The organism is Marinomonas shanghaiensis, assembly GCF_003259175.1.
Taxonomy (GTDB): Bacteria; Pseudomonadota; Gammaproteobacteria; order Pseudomonadales; family Marinomonadaceae; genus Marinomonas; species Marinomonas shanghaiensis.
This window is the reverse complement of sequence record NZ_QGOK01000019.1, coordinates 1-25,788: the sequence shown is the minus strand read 5'-3', so window position 1 is coordinate 25,788 and position 25,788 is coordinate 1. Positions and strand designations below refer to the sequence as shown.

Annotated in this window: 23 protein-coding genes; 17 read left to right on the top strand and 6 right to left on the bottom strand. The window is 42.4% G+C overall.

Annotation, left to right across the window (positions count from 1 at the left end; all coding sequences use genetic code 11):
- Positions 1-16: 16 nt before the first annotated feature.
- Entirely contained in the window at positions 17-238 is a 222-nt protein-coding gene (locus tag DKT73_RS15140) for a DeoR family transcriptional regulator (protein ID WP_111639395.1), read from the top strand.
- A gap of 187 nt (positions 239-425) precedes the next feature.
- On the opposite strand, the gene DKT73_RS15135 is transcribed toward DKT73_RS15140, so the two are convergent.
- Positions 426-1,952, bottom strand: coding sequence for a DUF3612 domain-containing protein (locus DKT73_RS15135; RefSeq protein WP_111639394.1), 1,527 nt, complete (start codon positions 1,950-1,952; stop codon positions 426-428).
- Between the two features lie 143 nt (positions 1,953-2,095).
- On the opposite strand from DKT73_RS15135, the gene DKT73_RS15130 reads away from it, so the two are divergent.
- The 8 genes from DKT73_RS15130 to DKT73_RS15100 all read left to right on the top strand — a co-directional run bounded on the left by DKT73_RS15130 (position 2,096) and on the right by DKT73_RS15100 (position 11,857).
- Positions 2,096-4,273, top strand: coding sequence for a malate synthase G (locus DKT73_RS15130; protein WP_111639393.1), 2,178 nt, complete (start codon positions 2,096-2,098; stop codon positions 4,271-4,273).
- Between the two features lie 60 nt (positions 4,274-4,333).
- Positions 4,334-5,935 carry an isocitrate lyase gene (locus DKT73_RS15125; protein ID WP_111639392.1) on the top strand — a complete coding sequence of 534 codons (1,602 nt, stop codon included), beginning with the start codon at positions 4,334-4,336 and terminating at the stop codon, positions 5,933-5,935.
- A 174-nt stretch (positions 5,936-6,109) separates the two neighbouring features.
- Positions 6,110-7,939, top strand: coding sequence for an ATP-binding protein (locus tag DKT73_RS15120; protein WP_111639391.1), 1,830 nt, complete (start codon positions 6,110-6,112; stop codon positions 7,937-7,939).
- Positions 7,940-7,963: 24 nt separating this feature from the next.
- Entirely contained in the window at positions 7,964-8,146 is a 183-nt protein-coding gene (locus DKT73_RS20220; protein ID WP_198666637.1) for a hypothetical protein, read from the top strand.
- A gap of 141 nt (positions 8,147-8,287) precedes the next feature.
- Positions 8,288-8,563 carry an esterase-like activity of phytase family protein gene (locus DKT73_RS15115; protein WP_232827895.1) on the top strand — a complete coding sequence of 92 codons (276 nt, stop codon included), beginning with the start codon at positions 8,288-8,290 and terminating at the stop codon, positions 8,561-8,563.
- 196 nt (positions 8,564-8,759) lie between these two features.
- Positions 8,760-10,748: a cache domain-containing protein gene (locus DKT73_RS15110; RefSeq protein WP_111639390.1), complete on the top strand. Its 1,989-nt coding sequence runs from the start codon at positions 8,760-8,762 to the stop codon at positions 10,746-10,748.
- A 165-nt stretch (positions 10,749-10,913) separates the two neighbouring features.
- Positions 10,914-11,393 carry an MgtC/SapB family protein gene (locus DKT73_RS15105; RefSeq protein ID WP_111639389.1) on the top strand — a complete coding sequence of 160 codons (480 nt, stop codon included), beginning with the start codon at positions 10,914-10,916 and terminating at the stop codon, positions 11,391-11,393.
- 29 nt (positions 11,394-11,422) lie between these two features.
- Positions 11,423-11,857 carry a GNAT family N-acetyltransferase gene (locus tag DKT73_RS15100; protein ID WP_111639388.1) on the top strand — a complete coding sequence of 145 codons (435 nt, stop codon included), beginning with the start codon at positions 11,423-11,425 and terminating at the stop codon, positions 11,855-11,857.
- Between the two features lie 16 nt (positions 11,858-11,873).
- On the opposite strand, the gene DKT73_RS15095 is transcribed toward DKT73_RS15100, so the two are convergent.
- The gene (locus DKT73_RS15095; RefSeq protein ID WP_111639387.1) at positions 11,874-12,911 is read right to left on the bottom strand and encodes a GGDEF domain-containing protein; all 1,038 of its coding nucleotides are present in this window, start codon (positions 12,909-12,911) and stop codon (positions 11,874-11,876) included.
- A gap of 207 nt (positions 12,912-13,118) precedes the next feature.
- Between DKT73_RS15095 and DKT73_RS15090 the strand changes: the two genes are divergently transcribed.
- Positions 13,119-13,850: a YccT family protein gene (locus tag DKT73_RS15090; protein ID WP_111639386.1), complete on the top strand. Its 732-nt coding sequence runs from the start codon at positions 13,119-13,121 to the stop codon at positions 13,848-13,850.
- Between the two features lie 76 nt (positions 13,851-13,926).
- Here DKT73_RS15090 and DKT73_RS15085 read toward each other — a convergent pair whose 3' ends face one another.
- Positions 13,927-14,805, bottom strand: coding sequence for a carboxylate/amino acid/amine transporter (locus DKT73_RS15085; RefSeq protein WP_111639385.1), 879 nt, complete (start codon positions 14,803-14,805; stop codon positions 13,927-13,929).
- A 314-nt stretch (positions 14,806-15,119) separates the two neighbouring features.
- On the opposite strand from DKT73_RS15085, the gene DKT73_RS15080 reads away from it, so the two are divergent.
- Both DKT73_RS15080 and DKT73_RS15075 read left to right on the top strand, forming a co-directional pair.
- Positions 15,120-15,734, top strand: coding sequence for an OmpW family outer membrane protein (locus DKT73_RS15080; protein WP_111639384.1), 615 nt, complete (start codon positions 15,120-15,122; stop codon positions 15,732-15,734).
- Between the two features lie 130 nt (positions 15,735-15,864).
- Positions 15,865-16,503: an HD domain-containing protein gene (locus tag DKT73_RS15075; RefSeq protein ID WP_111639383.1), complete on the top strand. Its 639-nt coding sequence runs from the start codon at positions 15,865-15,867 to the stop codon at positions 16,501-16,503.
- Between the two features lie 25 nt (positions 16,504-16,528).
- Here DKT73_RS15075 and DKT73_RS15070 read toward each other — a convergent pair whose 3' ends face one another.
- Positions 16,529-16,975, bottom strand: a complete 447-nt coding sequence (locus DKT73_RS15070) for a MarR family winged helix-turn-helix transcriptional regulator (protein ID WP_111639382.1) — start codon at positions 16,973-16,975, stop codon at positions 16,529-16,531.
- Positions 16,976-17,074: 99 nt separating this feature from the next.
- Here DKT73_RS15070 and DKT73_RS15065 point away from each other — a divergent pair, with 99 nt between their 5' ends.
- On the top strand, positions 17,075-17,524 hold the full coding sequence (locus DKT73_RS15065) for a DUF2798 domain-containing protein (protein WP_111639381.1): 450 nt from the start codon (positions 17,075-17,077) through the stop codon (positions 17,522-17,524).
- Positions 17,525-17,627: 103 nt separating this feature from the next.
- Here the strand turns inward: DKT73_RS15065 and DKT73_RS15060 are convergent, their stop codons facing one another.
- Entirely contained in the window at positions 17,628-17,957 is a 330-nt protein-coding gene (locus DKT73_RS15060; RefSeq protein ID WP_111639380.1) for a Rieske (2Fe-2S) protein, read from the bottom strand.
- 287 nt (positions 17,958-18,244) lie between these two features.
- On the opposite strand from DKT73_RS15060, the gene DKT73_RS15055 reads away from it, so the two are divergent.
- Both DKT73_RS15055 and DKT73_RS15050 read left to right on the top strand, forming a co-directional pair.
- Positions 18,245-20,545, top strand: coding sequence for a transglycosylase domain-containing protein (locus tag DKT73_RS15055; protein ID WP_111639379.1), 2,301 nt, complete (start codon positions 18,245-18,247; stop codon positions 20,543-20,545).
- A 273-nt stretch (positions 20,546-20,818) separates the two neighbouring features.
- Positions 20,819-21,655 carry a substrate-binding periplasmic protein gene (locus tag DKT73_RS15050; protein ID WP_111639378.1) on the top strand — a complete coding sequence of 279 codons (837 nt, stop codon included), beginning with the start codon at positions 20,819-20,821 and terminating at the stop codon, positions 21,653-21,655.
- Between the two features lie 69 nt (positions 21,656-21,724).
- Here DKT73_RS15050 and glgA read toward each other — a convergent pair whose 3' ends face one another.
- A complete protein-coding gene (gene glgA / locus DKT73_RS15045; protein ID WP_111639377.1) occupies positions 21,725-23,158 on the bottom strand; it encodes a glycogen synthase GlgA in 1,434 nt (477 codons plus the stop codon).
- 92 nt (positions 23,159-23,250) lie between these two features.
- Here glgA and glgC point away from each other — a divergent pair, with 92 nt between their 5' ends.
- Together glgC and DKT73_RS15035 are read left to right on the top strand one after the other, a co-directional pair.
- The gene (gene glgC, locus DKT73_RS15040; protein WP_111639376.1) at positions 23,251-24,504 is read left to right on the top strand and encodes a glucose-1-phosphate adenylyltransferase; all 1,254 of its coding nucleotides are present in this window, start codon (positions 23,251-23,253) and stop codon (positions 24,502-24,504) included.
- Between the two features lie 333 nt (positions 24,505-24,837).
- The gene (locus DKT73_RS15035) at positions 24,838-25,470 is read left to right on the top strand and encodes a riboflavin synthase subunit alpha (protein WP_111639375.1); all 633 of its coding nucleotides are present in this window, start codon (positions 24,838-24,840) and stop codon (positions 25,468-25,470) included.
- Positions 25,471-25,788: the final 318 nt, after the last annotated feature.

The following is a 25,788-nucleotide window of genomic DNA, read 5'->3' as shown; positions in this document are numbered from 1 at the left end:
AAAGTGAGGAATTCTGATGAGCGACAGCAAGATGCAAAATATTCAGCGACAACAAACCATACTGCTTTTGCTAGCGCTGGATGGAAAAGTCTTCTCTGAGACGCTAAAACGGCGATTTAAGGTGTCAGATAGTATTATTTTCAGCGACTTGATGTATTTAGAAAAAGCGGGTTTGCTAACGCGTATCGAAGCTGGGGCAGTTGTTATAGAAGAATGTTTGGAGCCGGCAGAAAAGTAGCGGTTATCTTGTCTTATTCATCGTCAAATTTTAAGAGTGATGAAGACAAAGAAACATGGATGGACAATGATTTAGATTCTTAGAGAACCTCGGAGAGTTTCAATGTCTTTAAAAGCCACCTCCATCAGACTAGACGAAGAGAAGCTAAAACGGCTTGGCTTCCACCGACAAACTCTCCTCAAACAAACTATCTCGCCTCACACTGCTGATAACAACTCGGTTTCCTTGGGCAAACGGCACCGCGTGAACAAATCAAACGTGCATCACTGTCTATGCCGCGTTCTACCCAATTAATATTGAGAATTTTTGCCACGCTCATGAGGTCTTTTTTGATGCTTCTCGGGATTTGGGATGAGCCTCCTTTGGTAACGCAAGCCTCCCTTAAATCGGCGGCGATGGATAGAGCGTCTTTGCCTTGGGCATCAATGGCTGGGTTCAGATCAATACCGGAGCAAAGTACGTGGCTGTTGCCGGCAAGGTCTTGCACTTTAATAGATTCACAGGCGTAAATTCGTGGCTCGTCACTGACATTGAGAATCGATATTTGCGCAGAGGTGCCGGTGCTTGGCTCGCTTATTTTGCGAAACACCGACCAGTGTTGGCAGGGATCTTCCACGGTACTCATATTCCCCCAAGGTAAGGGAATGCCATTGCCACGGTAAACGGCTTTGAGTTTGCCCGGTGCGTAAGCATCAAAATAATGCCAATGAGGATAGGGTGAGGCGGCGGTCATACGGCGCATGGTGACGGATTCCGACACGCCAGCCAGTTGCGCAGTATTAATTTCATACCCGTTGCGATCCAGCATTTGGCGAAACGGCACTTTGGGGCACAGCAACGCACCAGCAAAAAAACTGCACTCAAAGTCTCGCCAAGCGTACAAAATATCCTGAGCATCCATGCCAGACGATTGTATCTTTGCGTTTTTGGCTTGCAGGGGGGATATCTCATTTCGTCCCGTGACTAAGACGTTTTTTAGCCCGTCTTTGTCGTGTAATACCGTGTGACCTATGTGTACCGCAAGGTTGTATTTGAGGCGCTGAGGCTGATTTTTCATGACGTGATTGATATAAATCGTGTTTGGCGGATCAAAGAAAGACGTCACTACATGGCTTTCACTAATACCCATTTCTTGCAAAACTGCCAACGGGGTTTTTTTAAACCATTTAACCTGTAAGCCCATTTGCTTGGTGATGGCGACAATCTCATCAAGGCTCAATGGCAAACGCTTGAGTCCCACTTCTTCCGCCGCGCGTTCTAAATCTGGGAAATGGTTCTGATGATGTTCTTGGTGGGCACGAATCAATAAATGCGCAAATTGACGACCACTGGTGCCTGTTTGTGAAAGCATTTCAGGGATGGCGATTTGCAGTATTTCTTTCGAGAACAAAAAGTTTGGCTCTAACGCCATGCCGTTAATGCCGCCACCAGAGCCTTTCGTTGGCGTGATGGCGTCTTCTTCTGGAATGTCATCTAAGAACCATTCGACCTCTTTTTGAAAAACGCTGGCAATGACTTCCAAGACGTCTTCACTGGGAATGCGCTTTCCTCTTTCTATCATGGATAAATAAGACACAGACGGGGCGGACTCTGCGTCGACTTTTATACAGCGCGCCGATAGGTCTTCCATCGTCAAACGGTTGCGTTTACGCAGGTTACGGATCTTAGTGCCCAGAAAATGGGCTTTGCGATTTAGGCTATTTTTATTTTTCATTTTTGTAAAATTTACACTGTGTAATTCTTATTGTGAAATTTTAGCTTAGATGGGCATAGACTATAAATCAAGCAATCGAGAGAAAGATTCAATGCATTGCTAACCCTTAGAATCAGACTGATAAGAAAAAGAAGGAATGCGAGATGAATATGCCCCAAGCGAAAAATAACAGTGTGATTCATTCAGGGTTTTGCCACTTCATCAATGAAGAAGTGCTGCCGCTTCACGCTATCGAACCCACTAAATTCTGGCGCGACCTTGAGCAATTAGTGGCCGATTTGTCGCCGATTAATCGCCAATTGTTGGCCACTCGCGATGCGATGCAATATCAGATTGACCAATGGCATCTTGACCACAAGGGCAAAGCGATGGATATCCAAGCGTATGAAGCTTTCTTGCGTGAGATTGGTTACTTGGTCGAAGAGGGGGACGATTTCACCATCACCACGACGAATGTCGATGAAGAAATCGCCAGCTTAGCAGGGCCTCAATTGGTGGTGCCAGTAAAGAATGCCCGCTTTGCATTGAATGCTGCCAATGCCCGCTGGGGTAGTTTGTACGACGCTTTTTACGGCACGGATGTGATTGCCAAAGCAGGTGAACTAGCGACAGGCAAAACCTATAACCCAGTTCGTGGTGACGCCGTGATTGCCAAAGCCAAAGACTTTTTAGACCAGGTGTTTCCGCTGGAGTCTGGTTCTCATAAAGACGTGATCAGTTACGTGGTTTATTACCATCATTTATTGGCTTTTTTCCAAGATGGAAGCCAAACCGGTTTACAGCAACCTTGCCAGCTGGTGGCGGTAAATGGTCAACGCAGCGAACCAGAAGCTATTTTGCTGAAAAACAATGGACTGCACGTAGAAATTCAGTTTGATCGTAACGGCAAAAACGGTATGAAAGACCCTGCCAATATCAATGATATTCTCATTGAGTCAGCACTAAGCACCATTATGGATTGTGAAGACTCAGTAGCAGCCGTTGATGCGGAAGACAAAATCGAAGTGTACCGAAATTGGCTAGGGTTGATGCAAGGCACGCTGGAAGCGAGCTTCGAAAAAGATGGAAAAATACAAACGCGGCGCATGACCCCAGATCGTATTTTTACTGACTTAGATAATCAGGAATACCGCTTACATGGCCGCTCTTTACTCTTGATTCGAAACGTTGGCCACTTGATGGAATGTGACCTAATGCAAGACGAACTGGGTAACTTTGTGCCTGAAGGCATTATCGATGCCGTGGTGACAAGCTTGATTGCCTCATTGGACTTGCAGCGAACTGAGTATAACCGAATGAGAAATAGCCGCACAGGCAGCATTTATATCGTGAAGCCAAAAATGCACGGACCAGAAGAAGTGGCGTTTAGCTGTGCGTTATTTGCTCGAGTAGAGCAGATGCTTGGCTTACCAGAAAACACCATCAAGATCGGGATTATGGACGAAGAGCGTCGTACTACCTTGAACCTGAAAGAGTGCATTCGTCAGGCGAAAACACGCGTGTTTTTCATTAATACCGGTTTTCTGGATCGCACCGGCGATGAAATTCACACCAGTATGCAAGCGGGCGCTTTTTTGCCAAAGGATCAGATTAAAACTCAGCCTTGGATTCAGGCTTATGAGAATCGCAATGTAGATATCGGTTTGCAGTGTGGTTTGCCAGGTAAAGCCCAAATCGGCAAAGGCATGTGGGCCATGCCAGATGAAATGGCCGCCATGATGACAGCGAAAATTGCCCATCCGAAAGCGGGCGCGAATACGGCTTGGGTGCCATCACCAATAGCGGCCACATTGCACGCAATGCATTATCACCAAGTGAATGTATTTGAAGTGCAGGAGCGTATTAAACATCGCCCAAAAGCGAATCTAACGGATCTACTAACTATTCCGACGATTCCAAGCAATCTGACCTTGTCGCAGCCAGTCATTGAGCGAGAAATCGAAAACAACGTTCAAGGGTTACTCGGTTATGTGGTGCGTTGGGTTGAAGCCGGCGTAGGGTGTTCGAAAGTGCCAGATATTAACAACGTAGGCTTGATGGAGGATCGTGCCACCTTGCGAATTTCCAGTCAGCACTTGGCGAACTGGTTGCTTCATGGGCTGTGCAGTAAAGAACAAATTGATGAAGTCATGCAACGCATGGCGCGGGTGGTGGATGAGCAAAATACAGCGACCGAAGGATATCGCCCGATGGCAAAAAATGCCAAAAGTGTCGCTTTTAAAGCTGCGCAGGATTTGATTTTTAAAGGCGTCATTCAACCTAACGGTTATACGGAGCCTTTACTACATGCTTATCGAATGCAGGTGAAAGAATCTCACTGAAAACGAATTAATTGTTAAGAATTTGTACCCATTTAAACAACCTAAAGAGCGAGAAAAACGATGCATACTTACAAAAATAAAACGCAACAAGCTAGCCAAACGATTCATGCACAAGGTCCAACATGGGCCGCGATGAACCCAGAATCCGTGGTTAGAATGCAATTGCAAAACCGTTTTAATACGGGGTTAGATATCGCCAAATATACCGCTAAGATCATGCGTGAAGACATGGCCAACTACGACAAAGACCCAGCGAATTACACCCAGTCTTTAGGTTGCTGGCACGGTTTTATCGGCCAACAAAAAATGATTTCGATTAAGAAACATTTTGGCACCACACGCAGTCGTTACTTGTACTTGTCTGGCTGGATGGTGGCGGCCATGCGTTCTGAGTTTGGCCCATTGCCAGATCAATCTATGCATGAAAAAACGTCTGTTCCTGCTTTGATTGAAGAACTTTATACTTTTTTGAAACAAGCGGATGCCCGAGAGTTGCAGCATTTATTTAAGGAAATGGACGAAGCCAGAGCTGCTGGCGATCAAGTTCGTGAGCAAGCCGCGCAGCAAAAAGTCGATAACTTCGAAACCCACGTTGTACCGATTATTGCGGATATCGATGCGGGCTTTGGTAACGAAGAAGCGACCTATTTGCTGGCGAAGAAAATGATTGAAGCGGGCGCTTGTTGTATTCAGATCGAAAACCAAGTGTCTGATGCCAAACAGTGTGGTCATCAAGACGGAAAGGTTACTGTGCCTCATGAAGACTTCTTAGCGAAAATTAACGCTGTGCGTTACGCCTTTTTGGAATTGGGTGTAGACGATGGTGTCATCGTAGCGCGTACGGATTCTTTGGGTGCGGGTTTGACTCAAAAGATCCCTGTCTCTCAAACGGCTGGCGACTTGGCGGAACAATACAATGCCTTTATTGATGGTGAAGAAGTGACGTCACTGGAGCAAATGAAGTCTGGTGATATGGCGATCAAACTGGGTGAGCGTTTGATTAAGCCAACTCGTTTAGCCAATGGTTTGGTGCGCTTTAAACCGAATACAGGTGAAGATCGAGTGGTGTTGGATTGTATTACGTCTTTGCAAAATGGCGCGGATCTATTGTGGATCGAAACCGAAAAACCACACATCGGACAAATTGCTGCGATTGTGAATCGTATTCGTGATGTTATGCCAAACGCAAAATTGGTTTACAACAACAGCCCGTCGTTTAACTGGACATTAAACTTTCGTCAGCAAGTGTTTGATGCGTGGTTGGCTGAAGGCAAAGATGTGAGCCAATATCAGCGTGAGAAACTGATGTCACAAGATTACGATGGCAGTGCACTGGCGGATGAAGCTGATGAACGAATTCGCCGCTTCCAAAAAGACGCTGCCGCGCAAGCGGGGATCTTCCATCATTTGATTACTTTGCCGACATACCATACGGCGGCCTTGTCTACAGACAATTTGGCAAAAGACTACTTCGGTGAACTGGGTATGTTAGGCTACGTGAGAGAAGTTCAACGTAAAGAAATTCGCCAAGGTTTGGCCTGTGTGAAACACCAAGACATGTCGGGTTCTAATATTGGTGACGACCATAAAGAGTACTTCTCTGGTGAGCAAGCACTAAAAGCGTCCGGCAAAGATAACACCATGAATCAATTCGCAGTCTGATTGGCGAAATAATAATCAGAGTGTCTTGATAACAAAGACCAGCGGCCTTCCCCCCGCTGGTCTTTTTTGCGCTTGTTTTCAATCTTCTTAAAATGCTCTACTATCCTGTGGGTAAATCAGTTGCTTTTTTCTGATGATATTTCTCTTTAATTCGCCTGTTAGCTGAGAGTTTTATTGAATAATTCAAGGTATATGCTTAGTAATAAGCAAGTCAGTGACATCAGCTTAAAGGACTTGGCGCAACGCTCGAGATTTGGCGGAATCTTTTATTTGCTGGCTTTTTGGGGAGCGGTTTTTAGCTCAGTGACGGCTCGTCAACATCTAGATATCATTGGTTTTTTTTCGAGCGGCTTTGTTCTGCTGCAAGTTTATCGTTTGGTGTTGTTTTTACGCGTATCTTCCCCTAGTCGTACTAGAATTAACGCGTATTTCTTTCATTATGCTTTTGTCTACAATGCCTCCGCTGCAGTTTGGGTAAGTGGTGCGGCTTGGTTATTTTACGTCAACCCTGTGGTTGATTTGGCAGTGACGATAAATATGATGGCGGCCGCTGGTATCAGTATTGGTGGCGTTACAGTGTTGGCTCCCTCTTATCAGATCATGCGCAGTTACTTTGTTATAATCTGCTTTCCTTTTGCTTTGGCGGCTGGTTTGTTTCTTAATGAGCCTGGTAACCTTATTGTTGTTGGCTTAATTCTGGGTTATGGGCTGTTTATTTTTGTGACAGGAAAACAACAGAATCGTATTTATTGGCAAGCGCTTAATGACAATTTAAAGCTTTCAGCGCAGGCTGAAGAACTAGAAAAAGCTAAGATAGCTGCGGAGCTAGCCGGACAGGCTAAGGCGGATTTTTTATCTGCAATGACTCACGAAATACGGACACCAATGAATGGCGTGCTTGGCATGGCACAATTACTGGCGATGAGTAATCTTAACGACCAACAGCAGCAGCAAGTTGCAGTGATTAATAATGCGGGTCGAACCTTGATGCATATTATCAACAACATACTCGATTATTCAAAGATCAGTGCTAAACAGTTAGAGATTGAGCGAGTTTTATTTAGCCCCCGTAATGTTGTTAATGAGGTGATGCTTTTAATTCATCCTCAGTTTGATAAAAAACCCATCAAACTTACCTGTCTCATCCACGATATTCCTGAGTTAGTACAAGGCGACCCTTATCGGCTTCATCAAATTCTTTACAACCTTGTTGGTAATGCTTTTAAGTTCACGAATGAGGGCGATATTTCTATAGGTGTATCCTGTGAAGAGAGTGATGACCATAAAACACTTTTTATGTCGTTCGTTGTAAAAGACACGGGTATTGGTATTTCGCCCGATGATCAACAAAAAATTTTTGAGCAGTTTTATCAGGTAAGTCACTTTAATCCTCATGTTAGAGGAACGGGACTTGGGCTTAGTATTACCCAGCGTTTAGTGGAACTTATGGGGGGCACCATTGCAGTGGAGAGTGCCATTGGTATTGGTACTACTTTTAGTGTAACGCTTCCCTATACACGGCCTGTTGATGTTGATGTCAATACGCTTTCTCGAGAGACATTAAAAGAATCAGCTAGTGACAGTCCGTCTAAACAGGTATTGCATATTTTGTTAGTCGAAGACAATCGTATAAATCAAAAAATTTGTGAGCAGTTTCTGTTTAAGCTGGGGTGTACAGTTGACTTAGCGGAGACAGGCGTCATAGCACTGGATAAATTCGACAACGCTCAGCGTTACCATGCCATTTTTATGGATTGCAATATGCCTGAAATGGATGGCTTTTCAGCCACCCTTGCCATCAGACAGATTGAGAAAAACAAAGGCTTAAACCAAACACCGATTATAGCTTTAACCGCTCATGTGGAGGAGAGCATTAAACGTAAATGTCTTGAGTCTGGAATGAACGACTTCTTGAGCAAACCGTTTTTGTTTGAAGATTTGGAGTCTGTGGTTAACAAAGTCCGAAGTGAGTTGGTAAATCAATCAACAAATCTGAACAATTAATATAAGGCTCGTATTCTTGTTTTTATGAACAGGTTCTTTTTTGATATACCAACTTTGTGTTTCAGTAATAAACGACTTAGCACGATTCAATCACGATCGATTGGCATGGTATTGATTAGTTTAGCGGCTTGTACGTTATTTTCGAATGATGGTTATCACGGTGGTGATCATCGTAGTGGTGGTCCGACTGAGCCATTGCGTCAATAAATCGTATTCTTTTACCATAGAGAAGAACTCTTTTAATATAAAGAATAAGTACAGCTTGAGTCATTGACAATCAAGACTTGGGCTTTTTGATGTCTGTTCATCAAAGCGCCATAGGGAATCTTTACTCTATAAAATGCACCAATGTGCTTTATCACTAAGGGTTGGGGTGCGTTAGCGGCAAAAGGGATTAAACCTGTCAGCAAAACCTTGGTGGTTGATATGGTGAAGGAAGTGTCTTATCCACACTATAAGATGGAAGGCTTATGGGTGATTGATAACAATCATCTTGGGGTGCTAAACGATGACGATTTTGCTACTTGGTCGACCAACGGTAAGTTGGAGCAAAAGTACCTTGATCAAAACACGATTGACTCGAATCGTCTCTACATTTTTAAAGCAGATTTGATGGGTAATTGATTGATCTATCAAAACAACGAAAGTAGGAATGTCTAAGGGCATTCCTTTTTTATATCCTAAAGAACCAGAGTTATTATCTAACACATTGGCTCTTGTCATGTGTAATTCACTATTATTTTGCTTTTTTCAGTTGTCTCGGTATTGGCAAGTTAATTGCTGCTTACGGCGATCTTCAATGCTTTCTAGGATATTTGTAGTGGACCTGTTCCTTGTTAAAAATCAATCAACCATTAAGCGTTTTGCCAAAGGGGTGGATAAGTACGATCAAACATTAAAATCATTGAGTACTTGGTGGGAAAAAATTGCTTTAATCGGCAAGATTAATAGTTTAGAAGTCGCATCGACTATTTTGGAAGATATGGAGCATACATTGGGGCAGTTCCACCGCCTTCAGAAACGCTTAATTGACAGTTTGACAAACGAGCAGGCTCGAAAAGTTATTATGCAAGATCAGTCTCGCTGCCAGATGGCGATTGATGTGTTAATTCGTAACCTTTTTGAGCGAACGGCTGATATTGGCTTTTTGGCCACAGATCATGATGTTATCGAATTTTTGAAAAATAGTGATCAAAAAGAAGAGGATAGTGTTTTTTTAAGACAGAGACTTCAAGCCTATATCGATATTTATTCAGTCTACCAAGATGCATTTCTCATTGCGCTTGATGGTGAGGTGGTGTTTCAGCTTAGCCAGTCTTCACGACGAGGCAAGGTGCAGGATAGGTTCATTCAGCAAGCGATTACATACCCAGATCGCTATGTGGAGTATTTTGGGCATACGGATTTGATGGCGAATTCTCTACCAAACCTTTTGTATGCTCATGCGGTAAGAGATGAGGAAGGTGTTGTTGGTGTTATTGTTTTGTGTTTTCGATTTCAAAATGAACTAGAAGAAATAACCAATCATCTTTTATTTGAACAGGAGGAGAATCACTTTCTGCTCTTAAATGGTGCGGGGGGCGTGCTGTTTGCGCCACAAAGTTACCAGCAGGGGATTCCGACTCATTTGTCTATAAGCGCTGCGCCAAAAGTAGTGTCGTTTTATCATAAAGACCGTGTTCAAGTGACGACCAAAGGCCAACCTTATCAAGGTTATACTGGACCTGAAAATTGGCATATGGCGTCCTTATTAGCATTAGAAAACATGGATCGGGTAAGCGAGACACAGGATCATCAAACATTGGTTGCTGATCTTGCTGGGCTTATTTCAGCTGATTTGTTTGATATCCGTCGTCAATCTATTTCTATCAATGACGACCTAGAGTTGATTGTTTTGAATGGCATTATCACAGCGGCTCGTAAAGATGCTGTGGAGTTTATGCCTGTACTAGAAGCCATCAAAAAGATTGGTAGAGACATAGACAATGTGTTTGCGAACTCCATTGAATCTTTGTTTTCTACTATCATTTCGGGCCAATTAAATGCAATAAGTCTGCAAGCCAGCTTGGCGGTAGACATTATAGATCGTAATCTTTATGAACGTGCAAATGACTGCCGCTGGTGGGGATTGAATACATCGTTACAAACGGCATTATCGACATCAGAGGTTGATAAAAGCCGTATTCGTCAGACGTTAGGGAAAATACACTCTTTGTATACTGTGTATCATAGCTTATACGTTTATGATCAAAATGGGCGTTATCTCGCCTTTTCAGATGACTCTTATCAGCATTATATTGGACAAAATATAGAAGAAAATTCTGCAGGAATGGGCGTGTTCCACTCGCAAGATATTTACGCTTACTGCGTGTCGCCATTCATGCCTTTTGCTTGTTACGGTGGCGCGCATACTTATATTTATAATGCGGCTATTCGTAGTCCTGAAAAAAACAATGAGGTGGTTGGTGGTATCGGTATCGTATTCGATTCTACGGTAGAGTTTCGTGCCATTCTTAATGATATTTTGCCCAGAGAGAATGGTGTTGTAAAAGCAGGTACTAAAGCCTTGTTTACTTCAGATAAAGGCTTTGTCATTGCAAGTTCGTCGGACCATCATGTTGTTGGCAGTGTCTTTTTTCCTGCGATTAGCATGACTGAGCTCTATCAAGATGGCAGTACAGCAACCGCTATTAGATTCGACGGCAATGTGTATCTTATTGGTGCTGCGAGGTCGAACGGATATCGAGAATATAAACGTCAAGATGGTTATGAGAATACGATTATAGCCTGGGTGCTCGTGCCTTGTTAGCTTAAAATATCCATATGATGTCATGGAAGACGTCGGTGTTTTAGTATGCGCTCTCTGCTTTTTTGTGCGCATCTCCGATTTAAAACTATACTAATAGCAAAAACTCAGTAACCTATTGATAAGGTTTTATTCTTCCACTCATGGCGTTTGTCCTAAGAAAATCATATGAATTTAGAATCGTTATTTTCTATTGATCCTTATAGCTGGAGCTCGATTGCGACGGCTATCTTTTGTGGTGCTGTGGTTGGTTTAGAACGACAACTTAGAGGTAAGCCGGTAGGCATAAGAACCTCTGCACTCATTGTTTTAGGGACGTATGTGTTTATCGCATCTTCTATGTTAGTTGCAGTGGATATAACAGATCCATCACGAATTATAGGGCAGGTTATTACTGGCATTGGTTTCCTTGGTGCCGGTGTTATGTTGTCAAAAGACGGCTCTGTGATTGGAGTCACCTCCGCTGCGACTATTTGGGCATTAGCTTCTATCGGTGTGTGCATTGCTATTATTGACTCTTATGTGGCGATAAAGCTGTCTTTTATTGTTGTGGCCATTTTATATGGCGTGGATATTTTGGAAGTATACTCGTCGGCTTTTACTCGTGGTGTACATTCCAAATACAGTCGATGGCGTAATAGAGAATAAATACACTGAAGGATCATTGGGGAACTAACATGGTATTAGGTTATCGCATTAGCTGTGATTATGAAGAGATGGACTTTGATGTTATCCACCATTATATATCAAATACCTACTGGGCAAACAATATTCCGAAAACAACCTTGAAAAGAGCGCTTGAGCACTCGCTGTGTTTTGGCGTTTTTTCGCCGGAAGGGAAGCAAATAGGTTTTGCTAGAATGATTTCTGATCAAGCCACATTTGCTTATTTAGCCGATGTTTTTATCGATGAGGAACATCGTGGAAAAGGGTTGTCTAAGTGGTTAATGCAGACCATTCATGACTACCCAGCGCTACAAGGTTTACGCAGGATACTATTAGTGACACGTGATGCTCATGGTTTGTATGAGCAGTTTGGTTATTCGTCTTTGAGTCATCCATCGACCCTGATGCAGAAATGGAATCCGGATGTTTATAATGAGTGTTCTTAGATTTATTTCTTACTAATCATTGTGACAATTCGACTCTATTTCGTCCATTTTCTTTGCCTTTGTATAAAGCTTTGTCCGCTCGTTTTGTCATATTTAAAGCATTATCATCGTGTTTTTCATAATCTGTTACGCCTAACGTAATCGTTAACGCCAGATTAAATTCACTGAAAGTCTCTTTCGAGACCAAGTCCTTTAAATACTCTGCAGTTAAGGCTGCCTCATCTTTATTCGTATTTGGTAAAATAATAATAAATTCCTCTCCTCCAAATCGAGCAATAATATCTTTATTCTTAAGATTCCTTTTAAGCAACTGACCAATCTCAATCAGACAAATATCTCCAATGTCATGCCCATATTGGTCGTTTATTTTTTTAAAATAATCGACATCGATTAAAATTAGGCTTAATGGTGATGATGTTAATAGAGATTTTTTGAGTTCTATACTGAAATAAATGTTTAATCCTCGTCTATTCAAAAGACCCGTTAATGGATCTTGGGTGTTTTCTTCATTCAACTTTGTCGTCAGTTCTGCGTATTTTCGTAGGAAAAAATGGCCAAAAAAAGCACTAAAAACGATGGTGGTTGTTAGCCAAAATCCACGATCGAGAGACTTTTCTCTTGAGTCTATCTCATCTGTTAAATCCGTAATAAGGTCACCAAATACAGTTGCGATGACAGTGTAGACGACCAGAATGATAGTTATTACAACAGATTCTTTTGTGCCACCTATTAAGGCCGCTAAAATAGGGTAAAGCGGTAAGAAATACGCTACTTGGCTATTGACACCACCTGATATGGTAAGTGTTGGTAGAATAATTATTAGAGCAATAAGCAGTGATAACGTAATTTCCCATTTCGGAATCATGTTCGATCGGACAACAAAATAGAAGCCGATCACGATGACGAGTGCTAATAGTGCGGCCAGTTGTAAGATGTCTGATGATTCAGTAAATAAGGGTCTGACAGCCAATGAGAAGGCTAAAGTCAATATCGTCAGCTCTATGATTCGTAAGGTTAACAAATGGTTAAGCTGGGTCTGTGCACTGTTTGGCATAATTTTTTGAATTCTATCCTGTTTTTGCGCTAACAAGTCTTTAGAAAGGCAATTTAGAGACCAGCAGTCTATAGGGTTTGTTTTTTTAGGGTATGAAAAAAGACAAAATCTAGCAAGTTTCTCATAACCCTATTTTAATAAACAAATAATACAGCACTCTATGCTAAATTCTTTTCTTTTTTTGTTGTGTGTTGTAAGAGGTGTTCTATGTGCTTAAAAAATCGTGTTCTAGTGTTTATAGCCGTATTGTGTGGCTCAATTGCATCGCCTTTAATGGCGGCAACATTTGAAGTGCCTCGTTCGTATGAGATTATGTATGTTGACCTTGAAAGCGCTGGGCGTTTTGGTAATGATTTTAAAGTGGACCTTGACGAAGGTCAGCACCAGATTGTTGTCCGCTTCAATAAGCTATTTCGCAGCGGCGGCGATACTCAAGTCTTTCAGTCTGAGCCAATTGTATTAGATCTTTTGTTTGAAAAAGATACTTATTTGACTCTGAAGGCGCCTTATATCTCAACACATAGACAAGCGGAAGATAACGCGAAAAACCCTCAGTTCACTATTCATGATGAATTAAGTGGTAAAGAGGTCAATTATCAACAACAGGCATTGGCAACGAAATCGGGTTTTCAAAATACGCGTGACTATGTTGCAGAAATTGAACGCTTAACAGATAAAACTATGGGTAGCAGCGCAACGTCCTCTAGTGGGCCTGTTACCGCACCTGAGGTCATGTCAGACAAGGTCACACTTAATATGATGAAGTTTTGGTATAACCAATCTGATGAAGCAACTCGTAAAGATCTCCGTGTGTGGATCGCTGACGATTTATACAAACCAACTGTTTCTAGTATTCAATTAGAAATGTCACAGTTTTGGTTCAAAAAAGCAGATCAAAGTGATCGCAACGCTTTTCAAACTTGGTTGACCGAAGAGTAAGCCATTATTCTTAGTTAAATGTATAAAAAACGCCCAACGATTGTTAGGCGTTTTTTACAGATTGGCTAGCGTTTTATTAAGCTGTTGTTGCTTTAGCGTCAGCAAATTTTTGGTTGAATTTGTCATTGACCCAAAGTGCCAACAAGATAATAGCCCCACCGATTGTAAGGCGTAGAATATCCGCGTCTCTGTTCCAAAAAACCACATTGACCAAGATACCCGCTGGGATGAGTAAGTTATTTGCCACCGCTAAGGTGCCGATGTTTACCATGGTTGCCCCTTTGTTCCAAGCAAAATAACCTAAGCCCGAAGCGATAATCCCAAGATAAATCAAGATGCCCCATTGTAGATTCGTTGTCGGCAACTGTTCTGTGTTGCCCATGGCGATGTAACAAGGAATAACGACGGCGAGAGCGCCGATAAAAAACCACCCGAACACTGTGCGCTGCGGTAGGTCTGGACGCTCTTTTGCGATGATTCGTTTATAGCCTACTTGGCCTGCTGCAAAGCACAAGTTGGCACATTGCACTATCATTAGGCCTTTGATGAAGCCTTCATCGACACCTTGGTAACGGATGGCGACCGCTCCAAGAATGGCCAATAACGCGCTGATGGCGAAACCAATATTAAATCGTTTGTCTAGCATGTCATTGATCAGCGTCACATACAGTGGTGTCATTACAGTGAATAACAGCACCTCTGGTACAGACAGATACAAGAAGGATTGGTAGTAGAAGCCGTACATAATTCCCAGCTGTAAAGCACCACAGATCATCAATTTAAAAGCGATTTTTGCTTCAATCTGGCGTAGTTTTAAGAAGGGTAAAAAAACCAGCGTAGCGAGAGATACGCGCATTAGAACTGAGAACCAAGCATCGACTTGTCCGGCAAGATAAACCCCAATTAAACTGAATGAAAACGCCCAAAGTAGGGTGACGGCTATAAGTATTGGCATAGGTATTTCTTCCATAAGAAAATTTTCGCAAAGTTTACCGACAAATGGCATTAGGGTAAATCAGTTTACTTTTATATTTTATTAGGTTTACTAATGGCTTTTTCATCGTTTTCACCAGCCTCCATCTTTTTATCTGCACAATTGTCTTAAAAGTGATTTTATTTGGGTAGTTCTGCTTTTCTTGATCTAGCTAATAGGTTGCGGAGGTCGTTGTTACGTGGCGAGTAAAACCTTGATCTAGATTAATAATTTAAATTTTTATCCTGTTACCTTTTTGTCACAGACATTTTATTTGACCAAAAAAGGAATCGATTATGAAAGCTATACTTCCTCTCGCTCTTGTTTCTGCGCTTTGTTCATCTGTTGCGTTAGCTCACAACGCTGGCGATGTATTTGTTCGTGGTGGTCTTGCGGTAGTGATGCCAAATGAAAGCAGTGATGATGTCGCCAATTCTGGAGAGCTAGAACTGGATAGTGATACTCAAGTTGGGGTGACGGTGACTTATATGTTGACAGAGCAATTTGGTGTTGAGCTTTTAGCCGCAACCCCTTTTACTCATAAAGTGTCAACAAAAGGGCTGGGAGAAGTCGCTGAAGTGTCGCATTTACCACCATCCATTATGGCACAGTATTACTTTGGACAAGCGAACAGCCAAATCCGCCCTTATGTTGGAGCTGGTTTAAATTATACCGTGTTCTTCGATGAAAAAGGCAAAGGGTCTGTTTTAGGTGGAACGGACGTAAGTCTTGATAATTCACTGGGATTTGCCGCTCAGGTTGGTGTTGATGTGAATTTTGCTGAAAACTGGTTTGCGAACGCTTCTCTTTGGTACATGGATATCAATACAGATGTGCATACCATTGCAGGGACATTTGATACAGACATTGACCCTATTACCTTTATGGCAAGTGTGGGTTATACCTTCTAAAAGTGTTTATCTAAGCGTTAAAAGAAAGGCTTTGGTTTTCGAATCAAAGCCTTTTTTACTGTGTTATTTCATGTATATGGGGTAGGCTTTTTCATTTTAATGTAGATACCTCACCTCTCATGGAAAAACGATGTCATTAGAATTTTTACCTGAACTTGAACATCAATGCCGTGTCTTTTTGCAAACCCAAGGGCATGCTGACTCAGCTCATGATTTGAGCCACATTTCTCGCGTTGTCAAAGTTGCGAAGCAACTGGCGATTGAAGAGTGTGCCGATTTAGCGGTCGTGGTTCCTGCTGCTTGGCTGCATGACTGTGTGTCTTTACCCAAAAACCATCCGGATCGACATTTGGCTTCGACAATGGCAGGAGACAAAGCCGTTGCGTTTTTACTGTCAATTGCTTACCCCAGTCAGTACTACGATGCGATTCATCATGCCATTCGAGCTCATAGTTTTAGTGCCAATGTCGTTCCTGAAAGCCTTGAAGCCAAAATAGTTCAAGATGCAGATCGTTTGGATGCATTAGGAGCCATAGGTATTGCTCGTTGTATGCAAGTAAGTGGGGCGCTAAACAGAACTTTGTATGCTTTGGACGATCCTTTCTGTGAAGAGCGTAAACCGGATGATGTACGTTATTCTATTGATCATTTCTATCATAAGCTGTTCCGCATCTCGGGGAGTTTGAACACGCCTTCGGCCCAGTTGGAGGGAAGCAGACGTGAACAAGTGATGCGTCTCTTTTTGGAGCAATTAGCGTTAGAGATTTAATGGCAAACGGTTTAGGCAGAATGATCTATAGCTTGTGATTAATTGCGTTTAAATTCGCGAGCATTTTTTCCCCTATGGCCAAAAACAACGTCAGGTCTTCATCGCTAATATTGGCTCTCATTTCTTTAAGCACCGTTCGATCAGCGCTGGCTAAGGCCTGATAACAGGCCATTCCCATAGGTGTTAACTCGAGAAACTGACTGCGCTTATCGGTTGGATTAGGCACTTTTGCTACCATTGATTGATTCATCAGCTCTTGAACCAATCGAGTGATCTGCCCTTTGTCTTTCTCTGTGATGTCTGCCAAATAATTTGCGGTACAGTCTGGCGTATCATGAATATTTTTTAAAACCAAAAAATATATGGGGGACAGGGACAGTTGCTTTTCTTTCATGATGTTTTTCATCGAGGTTTTTAGTCCGCCAATGGTATTCATAAAAAGGGCTTGTAGCGCTGATTCGGTATTATGCATAGTGATTTCCAGATAGTTGACAAAGTCAATTTAATTAAATATAGTTGACATTGTCAATTAGTTTTCGTTCCCATCCTATCATTCCTTGGAAGTGTATCTATGTCAAAGAAAGTTCAAAAAATTGCCATCATTATTAGCTTTATTATGGTCATTGGGGGTTTGTTAACCTTCTTAATGACTTGGAGAAACATCGGATTTTCTCATCATTTCATTGGGGCTTGGTTATCGTCATTTGCGTGGTGTGTTTTATGTATTGCACCAATTGGCGGCGTGATCTCTATTGTGACAAACAGTCTGGTGAATAAGGTGTTTTATGCTTTATCTAGGACACAAAAAAACATTCTGTTTGGACTTGTGATGGCGGTAATAATGGAATCTATTATGGCGATTGTGACAACCATCAACTTGCATGGCTTTCTGCTTCCAAGTGAGTTTGTCGATTATTGGGGGGCGACTTTTATTTCTGCGTTGCCAGCGGGATTGATCATTTCTGTTCTAATGTCGCTGGTCATTAAACCGAGACTTGCTGTCTTTTGGGCGAAAGCTTGAAAGATGTGTTGATAAAAAAATTAACTTTAACGATTGGCTACGATGTTATTTCACCATAGCCACTGGCTTTTTATGACAGCAAAGCAAAGTCGCTTCTTGTGGGTTAAGCAAAAAGCAGGTAACAATGACCTTGCTCGATACCGACAGTCGCTTTTTTTAGCTGACTGCCTTGGCATGGTCCTGTAATGCATACACCGTCTGACGGAGAGAAAAGGGCACCATGGTGGTGGCACTGTAAATAATCACCTTCGTCATCCAATACAGATTCAGAAGACCAATTAAGGGGTTTGTTTTGATGTGGGCAAATGTTTTCGAACGCTATAATCTGCCCCTGTTGTTTGGTGATTAAAAAATTAGACTGTTCGACAGTGATATTAAGCGCTTGACCTTCAGGAAGGTTGTGCGCATTTGGTATAAGATATTTATTAAACACGTGATTACCGCACTTTTTTGATGAATGTTGTTTATTCCAACTGAACGGCTGCTTTCCATAATCATGCGAACTAAGAGATGTTGTGACTATCGTCATGCTCTTAGTGGTGTTTCTTGCCATTCTGTTGCCGACTAAGCTGGTGAAATTCAGGAAAATGTCAGTTAAATAAACTTTCCGTGAGCAAAGCACTCTAAAGCGCTATCCAGCACGAGTCAATATGCAAGAATTAAGTTAGTTGTTTTTTGCTCGTTGCTTGCTGTGATTAAGCTCCTTTATAATCGCAAGTTATGGCTAAAAAAACTCCCGCAAGATCGTCTTCTAAGTCTTCGACTCAAAAGAGAAAAAAAACGACGTCTTCTTTATTGAAGAGAATTATTCACGCCCTTTTTAAATGGGGGCTCATTGTTGCTTTGGTCGGAAGTATTCCCTTCTCTGCTTGGGTGTGGTGGCTTAACGGGCAGGTAGTGAGTCGCTTTGAAGGACAAAAGTGGCAAGTTCCCTCTGAAGTCTACAGTGCCCCCATTATTTTGCGTAATGGCTCACCTTGGAATAAGCAAGATCTTGAAGCGCTATTGGAGGAGACTGGGTATCGGTTTGGTCGTAACAGTCAAAATGTCGGTTGGGCCGCTCGCAGCCAAACAAAAGTGAGTGCACACTTACGATCTTATGTTGATCATTTGGGTTTTCATCAAAGTGAAAGACGTATATTTTCATTTCAAAATGGTCGATTGGTGATACAAGCGCTAAATGGTGATGAGATTGCAGAAGCAAGAATTGAACCTCAGCGTATTGGCTTTTTGTATGGCGGTAATACAGAGAGTCGCCAGATATTATCCTATGAAGACATTCCCAAGCCTTTAATTGATATTTTGATTGCTGTAGAAGATAAAGAGTTTTATGAGCATTGGGGAATTTCTTTAGTGGGTATCGCTCGTGCCATGGTCGTGAATCTTACGCATGCTTCTGTGCGTCAAGGTGGCTCGACTCTCACACAGCAACTCGTTAAAAATATGTATTTGAGTTCTGAGCGGACATACACGCGTAAAGTAACTGAGATTGTTATGAGTGTTCTGTTGGAGTACCACTACTCAAAAGAGGCCATTATCACCGCGTATATGAATGAAGTGTACTTGGCTCAGGTGGGCAGTAGTGCATTACACGGCTTTGCTGCTGCGAGTCAGCACTTTTTTGGTCGCCCTCTAAATGAATTAAACATTGACGAATTTGCGTTATTAGTGGGGATGGTCAAAGGTCCTTCTTTGTATAACCCTGAACGCTCTCCTAATCGTGCGAAAGAGAGACGGAATACCGTATTAGGCGTATTAAAAAGTCAGGGACGATTGTCTGATGCTGACTATAATCGTTTGGTAAAACAGCCTCTTCGTCTCGCCAGTAAGAAAAAAGAGCGTTCAGTATTTGGTGATTATCTAGATTTAGTGGCGATGCAATTATCACGGGATTTTGATGAAACCACCTTAGCCACTAAGAATTTGCGTATTTATACAGGCGTAGATATACGAGCTCAACGTGCCGCTAGCTTGGCTATGCAGCGTCAAGTCGCGGTATTGGAGAAGCGAGATCCTAAATTAAAAGGCTTGCAGGGCGCGATGGTAGTGACAGACAGAGTGTCAGGACAGGTTCGCGCTGTAGTCGGATCAAGTGGCCAAGTGTATACCGGATTTAACCGGGCCTTGGGAGCGGTAAGACCTATTGGTTCTTTAGTAAAACCGCCACTTTATTTGTCGGCATTAGCTACGGGGCGTTACACATGGTGGTCCAAGATTGAAGATAAAAAATTACGCTTCAATGTTGGCGGCAAAACGTGGCAGCCTGAAAACTACGACAGACAGACACATGGTGAAGTTCATCTTTATGAGGCCATGGCAAAATCCTATAATTTGGCGACAGTGTCTCTGGCGCAGCAAATCGGTTTTGATCGAGTGGGGGAGACTTTAAGGCAGTTAGGCGTTAAGCGACCCTTTACCATGCATCCAGCTGTGGCTTTAGGGGCATTGGAGTTGTCACCGTTTGAGGTATCACGTTTATATCAACCTATAGCATCACAAGGAAAGAGTAGTGAACTCGGAGTTGTGCTTGCTGTGATGGATCAAAATGATCAATTAATGAAGCGTTTTGATCAACACAATGATGTGCCTTTCACGGATGCCTTGTTGGCTGTTACTTTAGACGGTATGACAAAAACACCAAAAATTGGTACCGCACGGGCGGCCCAAGCGGCTTTTCCAAACTTAAATTTTGCGGCTAAAACGGGAACCACGAATCAACAAAAAGACAGTTGGTTTGTGGGGATTACAGGTGATTATTCTTCTACGGTATGGCTAGGAGACGACGATAATAGGCCATTGAGTATTACGGGAAGTAGTGGGGCGCAAAATGTCTGGATAGACTTTACTCGTAATGTTAATCCGATATCTTTACCTGAAAGCTTGCCTGACGGCGCTGCGCGTTTCAATGTGTTAGACAGTAAATTTGAGGTGGCGGCGGATCGTTGTAAAGATAAGACGACACTCGCCTTTATTTTAGGCACTGAGCCAAGAGACAGTAGCTCATGTTTTTGGCCTTTCTAGGCTGCCTTTTATGAAAGATAAAAAGAAGATTGATAATTCCTTTGTTCTTATATAGCCTTCTAGGTTGTTGAAAATAATAAGGTTACACTCTAGGTCGATCTTTATTGAGCATTTTAGGTGCCTTTACGGAAGTAGGATAATAGACAATATAGGAGAATAATTGTCGTACTGAGAAGATTTATCGAACTCTTTTCAGAAATAACACCACCTTAATATATAAAAGAAAAATGCTTTTGGTTGTTTTAATTTTATAGGTAATGGAGTGGCGCAGTTATGCGGCTTTACACATACATAGTTGGCTGTTTGTTGACAGCCACTTTTTTTAATGCAGGCATGACTTTTGGTGCGACAAATTTGCCTCAGACCTCTTCGTGTAATGCTCTCAAAGCCTCTGGCAATTCTGAGTACCCCCCTTTTTTGTGGCGAGAAAGTGATACATCAACAGAACTTCGCGGTGTAAATCGCCTTGTTATAGATGAGCTTAGCCGACGTATTAATATTCCTATCACATTGGTTCATGCGGGGCCTTGGTCTCGAGCCCAGACAGAAGTGAAAAATGGTCGTATTGATTTAATGGCTGGTGCTTTTTACACCAATGAGCGGGCAGACTATATGGATTATTTTACGCCTGTGATTTTGCATACGACGAGTGTTGTCTGGCAACGTAAAGACAAAACCTTCCCGTTCAACAAAAAAGAAGATTTAAAGGGCAAGTGGGGAGTCACAGTCATTAACAATAGTTTTGGTCAAGAGTTTGATCAATATGCCCAGCGTAACTTGAATATTTTGGCCGTGTCTAGTTTAACCCAAGCGTTGCGTATGCTTGAGGCGGACAGAGTTGACTATGTTTTATATGAGAAAAGTCCAGCTCATGCCTATGCGACCATGTTGGGTTTATCCGACTCTATTGTCGCGGCGGTGCCTTATATTAGCAGTGAAGGCTTGTATCTTACTATGTCAAAAAAATCACCGTGTAATGAGAATAGCATTAAGCTGCGTATTGCCACGGCATTGCAGGAGATGAAGCAGGATGGTTTTACTGAACAAGCACTGATTAGCGGTGTTCAGGAATGGGAAGCCCATAGCCGTATTAGTGTGGTCTTACCTTAGTTAGTGCGGTCTTACCATAGTTAACGCTGTCATAAATCAGGGGAAGGTTTTCCTCCCCCTGATTTATTTTTAGCGATTTAATAAAGATTGGTAGAGCTCAATCCACTGGTCAGTTACGGCTTCCCAACTGTAATCATAGCCCATAGCGTTTTGCTGTTTTTGTTGCCAGCGGTTCGTATCCTGGAAGCATGCCATACAGCGCTCCATAGCGGCTTTTAAAGATTCGATGTCGGCTTCCTTGAAGACAAAACCATTGGCTTTCTCTCCCTCCTCGAACACCGTATCTGCGAGTCCTCCGGTTTGTCTCACAATGGGTAACGTAGCGTATTTCAAAGCATAAAGCTGTGTCAGTCCGCAAGGCTCAAAACGTGATGGTATGAGCAGTGCGTCTATCCCTGCCTGTATTCGATGAGAGTAATCTTCAAAGTATCCGATGCGCACAGCGACTTGTTGAGGGTAGTTTCTTTGTAATTCCAAATAGCCCGATTCTAAATGCTTGTCACCTGAACCTAGTACAATCAGTCGAGCGCCTTTTTCCAGCAAAGCTGGCATGACTTGCAAAACAAGGTCTAATCCTTTCTGCTCCGTTAGTCGACTAACTACACCAAATACTGGATAGTCTAGTTCTTCTGATAGGGCATTCTCGCGAAGTAAGGCCAGTTTGTTTTTCTGTTTGAGGTTAAGGCTGTTGAGGTCGTAATTTTGTGGAATAAGGGGGTCTTTCTCTGGTGACCATTGGTTGTAATCGACACCATTCAAAATACCAATCAGCTTGTCTTGCATCGCTCTGAGAGTGCCGTCTAGGCCATCTCCATATTCAGGAGTAAGAATTTCTTGTGCATAGGTTGGACTGACCGTAGTAATGGCATCAGCGTAGACTAAACCAGCTTTCAGTCCTGAGAATCGGCCATAAAACTCCATACCGTGCATGCTGAGAAGTTCTGGTGATAAGTGAGTGGCTGAAAATTGATCCATATCAAAACTACCGTTATAACGTAAATTATGTACAGTCGTCACAACAGGGATATGGTTTACTTTCCAACTTTTCAGATAGGCGGCTGCAAAGCCTGTTTGCCAATCGTTTAGGTGAAGTATGTCAGCTCGCCAATCGATAAGATTTCCATGCAAGGCCAGTGTCGCGATAGCCCATGAAAAGGCGGCAAAGCGTAAATGGTTGTCTTGAAAGTCGACGCCATTTTTGTCAACGTAGGGACCGTCTTCACGTTCGTAAAGTGCTTGGCATTGTAATAGCCAAATTGGTGTGTCATTGTCGGGAATGTGGGTTTCAAGTAACAATAAATCTCCGACACCGAATGGGTTTCCTAGGTTGATACTCTTTTGAATTGGCGCTACTTTATTTAGTATGCCTTGGTACGCTGGCATGATAAGTTTGATATCGTGGCCTTTGTTTCTTAACGCGACAGGTAGTGCGCCAGCCACATCGGCCAATCCACCTGTTTTTATGAGAGGGTAAATTTCAGAAGCAGCAAAGAGTATTTTCATTATTAGTCATCTTATTGATTTAGAATAATGATCAGAGTATACCTAAATAGGACTTCAAATAGGTGTGTTGATAAAAATTTTAAGGGCATCACATGGATTTAAATACGGCGCGTATGAAAACTTTGTCCATTATCCTAGCCGGTGGACGTGGTTCAAGATTAAGACAACTAACGGATAATCGTTCTAAGCCTGCTGTGCCTATTGCAGGTAAGTATAAAATTATTGATTTTCCCCTTTCCAACTGTATTAACTCAGGCATGCGTCGTATTGCTGTTCTGACTCAGTATCGCTCTCACACATTAAACCAGCACGTGCAAAGAGGCTGGAATTTCCTGCGCTCAGACTTTAATGAGTTTATTGAGCTGTGGCCTGCTCAGCAGCAGACAGGTAGTGACTGGTATCGTGGGACGGCCGATGCCGTTTATCAAAATTTAAGCATGATAGACGGTTTAGACAGTGAGTATATTTTGATTCTCGCTGGTGATCATGTGTATAAACAAGACTACAGTTTGATGCTGCAGGATCATATCGAAAGTGGTGCAGATGTGACCGTTGCGTGTATCGAAGTCCCTCTAAAAGAGGCTGATCAGTTTGGTGTTATGCACGTAGATGAAAACGACAATATTATTGCGTTTGAAGAGAAGCCTGCCAATCCGCCGACCATGCCAGGTAAGCCAGATGTCTCACTTGCAAGTATGGGAATCTATATTTTTAATACTAAGTTTTTATCAGAGAATTTGCGCTCTGACGCAAGCGATGACGACTCAAGTCATGATTTTGGTAAAGACCTAATTCCTTTGTTTGTTGGACGTTGTAAAATTAAGGCACACCATTTTGCTAACAGCGTGATCAATAACAGCAGTTATCCAGATAAACCCTATTGGCGTGATGTAGGGACTTTAACGGCTTATTGGGAAGCCAATATGGATCTTACTCGATTGGTTCCAGAATTGGATTTATACGATGAAGAGTGGCCCATACGTACTGCGCAGTATCAACGACCTGCAGCCAAGTTCAATTATAATTATGAAGAACGCATTGGTACGGCATTAAATTCGGTTGTGTCGGCTGGTTGTATCGTGTCCGGTTCTACTGTTGAGCAATCTATCTTGTTTAACAACGTTCGAGTCAACTCGTATTCTCATGTGAATAAGTCGGTTATATTGCCTCGATGTGATATTGGTCGTCATTGTCGTTTGAACAAGGTGGTGGTGGATTCTGATTGTTGTATTCCAGAAGGGACGATTATTGGTGAAGATCCTGTTGCGGATGCTGCGCGCTTTTACCGAAATTCAGACGGTATCACTTTGGTGACTCAAGAGATGATAGAAGCATTGTCTGAATAGTGTTCTGTATGGTGTTTGTTTATGTCGTGAAAAGCCGCTTAATCAGCGGCTTTTTTGTGTTTAAGATCAAGCTTTGTTCCACTATCTTGTGGGCTATGTCTTGTAAAATACTAAATTGGACGCATTAGTAAGGTGGGTTTTTAAATGATTGAAAAGAGCGTTGGTTATCCCCGTAACCTGTGGATAACCCTATTGGTGAATCTTTGATAACTTACGCAAAACCAGTCAGTATGCTGCTTTGCACATTGGTGTTCATTTCTTCTTCAGTCTTTCAACTGACGCAGTGTATTTGGTAAATCGGTTTGTATTTTCACCTACTAGTGAGGAGGTTTTATGTTTACGGGTATTGTTCAGGGGACAGCGACGGTCAAAACGGCCGATCAAGTCGGTCGTAACAAGCGATTAGAAGTGGTTTTTCCCGCTGGCGTTATGTTGGGGCAGCAGCTTGGGGCAAGTGTGGCTATTAACGGCGTTTGTCTTACTGTTGCCGAAATTGGTCATGATGTTTTGACGTTTGATGTCATTGATACCACTTTAGCATTAACCAATATTGGTCTTTTACAGGTAGGCGATACAGTCAATTTTGAACGCGCCGCTCGGATGGGGGATGAAATTGGTGGGCATGTTATGTCTGGTCACATTATGACTTCTGTCGTGGTGTCTAGAATTGAGAAAATTGAAGAAAGTGTGCATATTCGTTTCACGACAGATCGTCAGCATGAAGTGGATGCAAGACGTTATTTGTTCGACAAAGGCTACGTGGGACTAAACGGTGCCAGTTTGACGATTAGCGCCATTGGTAATGATTGGATCGAAGTGTCTTTGATTCCAGAAACGCTTAGATTGACAACCTTTGCTATGTTATCACTAGGCGATAGGGTAAACCTTGAGATCGATGCGCATACGCAAGCGACTGTTGATACAGTTGAGCGTATCTTGAAACAAAGAGGGATCGTTTTACCTTAGACGTCTATTTCGTGTCGATTTTACCCGCTCATTTTGCTTGGCTTTGAAATAAATGGAGTCCTTGCCCGATTTTCGGTAGAATGCTCGCCAATTTCTATCCTGCAAGCGTGTTGATAAGTATTTCTTATGATTGTCATGATGATGTTATTTAATTTGAGTGTCACTCGTAATGAAATAGATGTCCAATGAGCGTTTTTTAACAGGTAATCATTCTAATATCGCTTTTAAAGTGTGAGTAAATAGTGTCTTCCAATAATCTTAAGCACATACGCAATTTTTCGATAATTGCACATATCTATAATTGATTGTTTTTCGCTG

Bases quoted from the DNA above. Each gene is read 5' to 3' on its own strand.
- DKT73_RS15140 (WP_111639395.1), top strand. From the start codon at position 17: ATGAGCGACAGCAAGATGCAAAATATTCAGCGACAACAAACCATACTG.
- DKT73_RS15135 (WP_111639394.1), bottom strand. From the start codon at position 1,952: ATGAAAAATAAAAATAGCCTAAATCGCAAAGCCCATTTTCTGGGCACT.
- DKT73_RS15130 (WP_111639393.1), top strand. From the start codon at position 2,096: ATGAATATGCCCCAAGCGAAAAATAACAGTGTGATTCATTCAGGGTTT.
- DKT73_RS15125 (WP_111639392.1), top strand. From the start codon at position 4,334: ATGCATACTTACAAAAATAAAACGCAACAAGCTAGCCAAACGATTCAT.
- DKT73_RS20220 (WP_198666637.1), top strand. From the start codon at position 7,964: ATGAACAGGTTCTTTTTTGATATACCAACTTTGTGTTTCAGTAATAAA.
- DKT73_RS15115 (WP_232827895.1), top strand. From the start codon at position 8,288: ATGTGCTTTATCACTAAGGGTTGGGGTGCGTTAGCGGCAAAAGGGATT.
- DKT73_RS15105 (WP_111639389.1), top strand. From the start codon at position 10,914: ATGAATTTAGAATCGTTATTTTCTATTGATCCTTATAGCTGGAGCTCG.
- DKT73_RS15100 (WP_111639388.1), top strand. From the start codon at position 11,423: ATGGTATTAGGTTATCGCATTAGCTGTGATTATGAAGAGATGGACTTT.
- DKT73_RS15095 (WP_111639387.1), bottom strand. From the start codon at position 12,911: ATGCCAAACAGTGCACAGACCCAGCTTAACCATTTGTTAACCTTACGA.
- DKT73_RS15090 (WP_111639386.1), top strand. From the start codon at position 13,119: ATGTGCTTAAAAAATCGTGTTCTAGTGTTTATAGCCGTATTGTGTGGC.
- DKT73_RS15085 (WP_111639385.1), bottom strand. From the start codon at position 14,805: ATGCCAATACTTATAGCCGTCACCCTACTTTGGGCGTTTTCATTCAGT.
- DKT73_RS15080 (WP_111639384.1), top strand. From the start codon at position 15,120: ATGAAAGCTATACTTCCTCTCGCTCTTGTTTCTGCGCTTTGTTCATCT.
- DKT73_RS15075 (WP_111639383.1), top strand. From the start codon at position 15,865: ATGTCATTAGAATTTTTACCTGAACTTGAACATCAATGCCGTGTCTTT.
- DKT73_RS15070 (WP_111639382.1), bottom strand. From the start codon at position 16,975: ATGCATAATACCGAATCAGCGCTACAAGCCCTTTTTATGAATACCATT.
- DKT73_RS15065 (WP_111639381.1), top strand. From the start codon at position 17,075: ATGTCAAAGAAAGTTCAAAAAATTGCCATCATTATTAGCTTTATTATG.
- DKT73_RS15055 (WP_111639379.1), top strand. From the start codon at position 18,245: ATGGCTAAAAAAACTCCCGCAAGATCGTCTTCTAAGTCTTCGACTCAA.
- DKT73_RS15050 (WP_111639378.1), top strand. From the start codon at position 20,819: ATGCGGCTTTACACATACATAGTTGGCTGTTTGTTGACAGCCACTTTT.
- glgA (WP_111639377.1), bottom strand. From the start codon at position 23,158: ATGAAAATACTCTTTGCTGCTTCTGAAATTTACCCTCTCATAAAAACA.
- glgC (WP_111639376.1), top strand. From the start codon at position 23,251: ATGGATTTAAATACGGCGCGTATGAAAACTTTGTCCATTATCCTAGCC.
- DKT73_RS15035 (WP_111639375.1), top strand. From the start codon at position 24,838: ATGTTTACGGGTATTGTTCAGGGGACAGCGACGGTCAAAACGGCCGAT.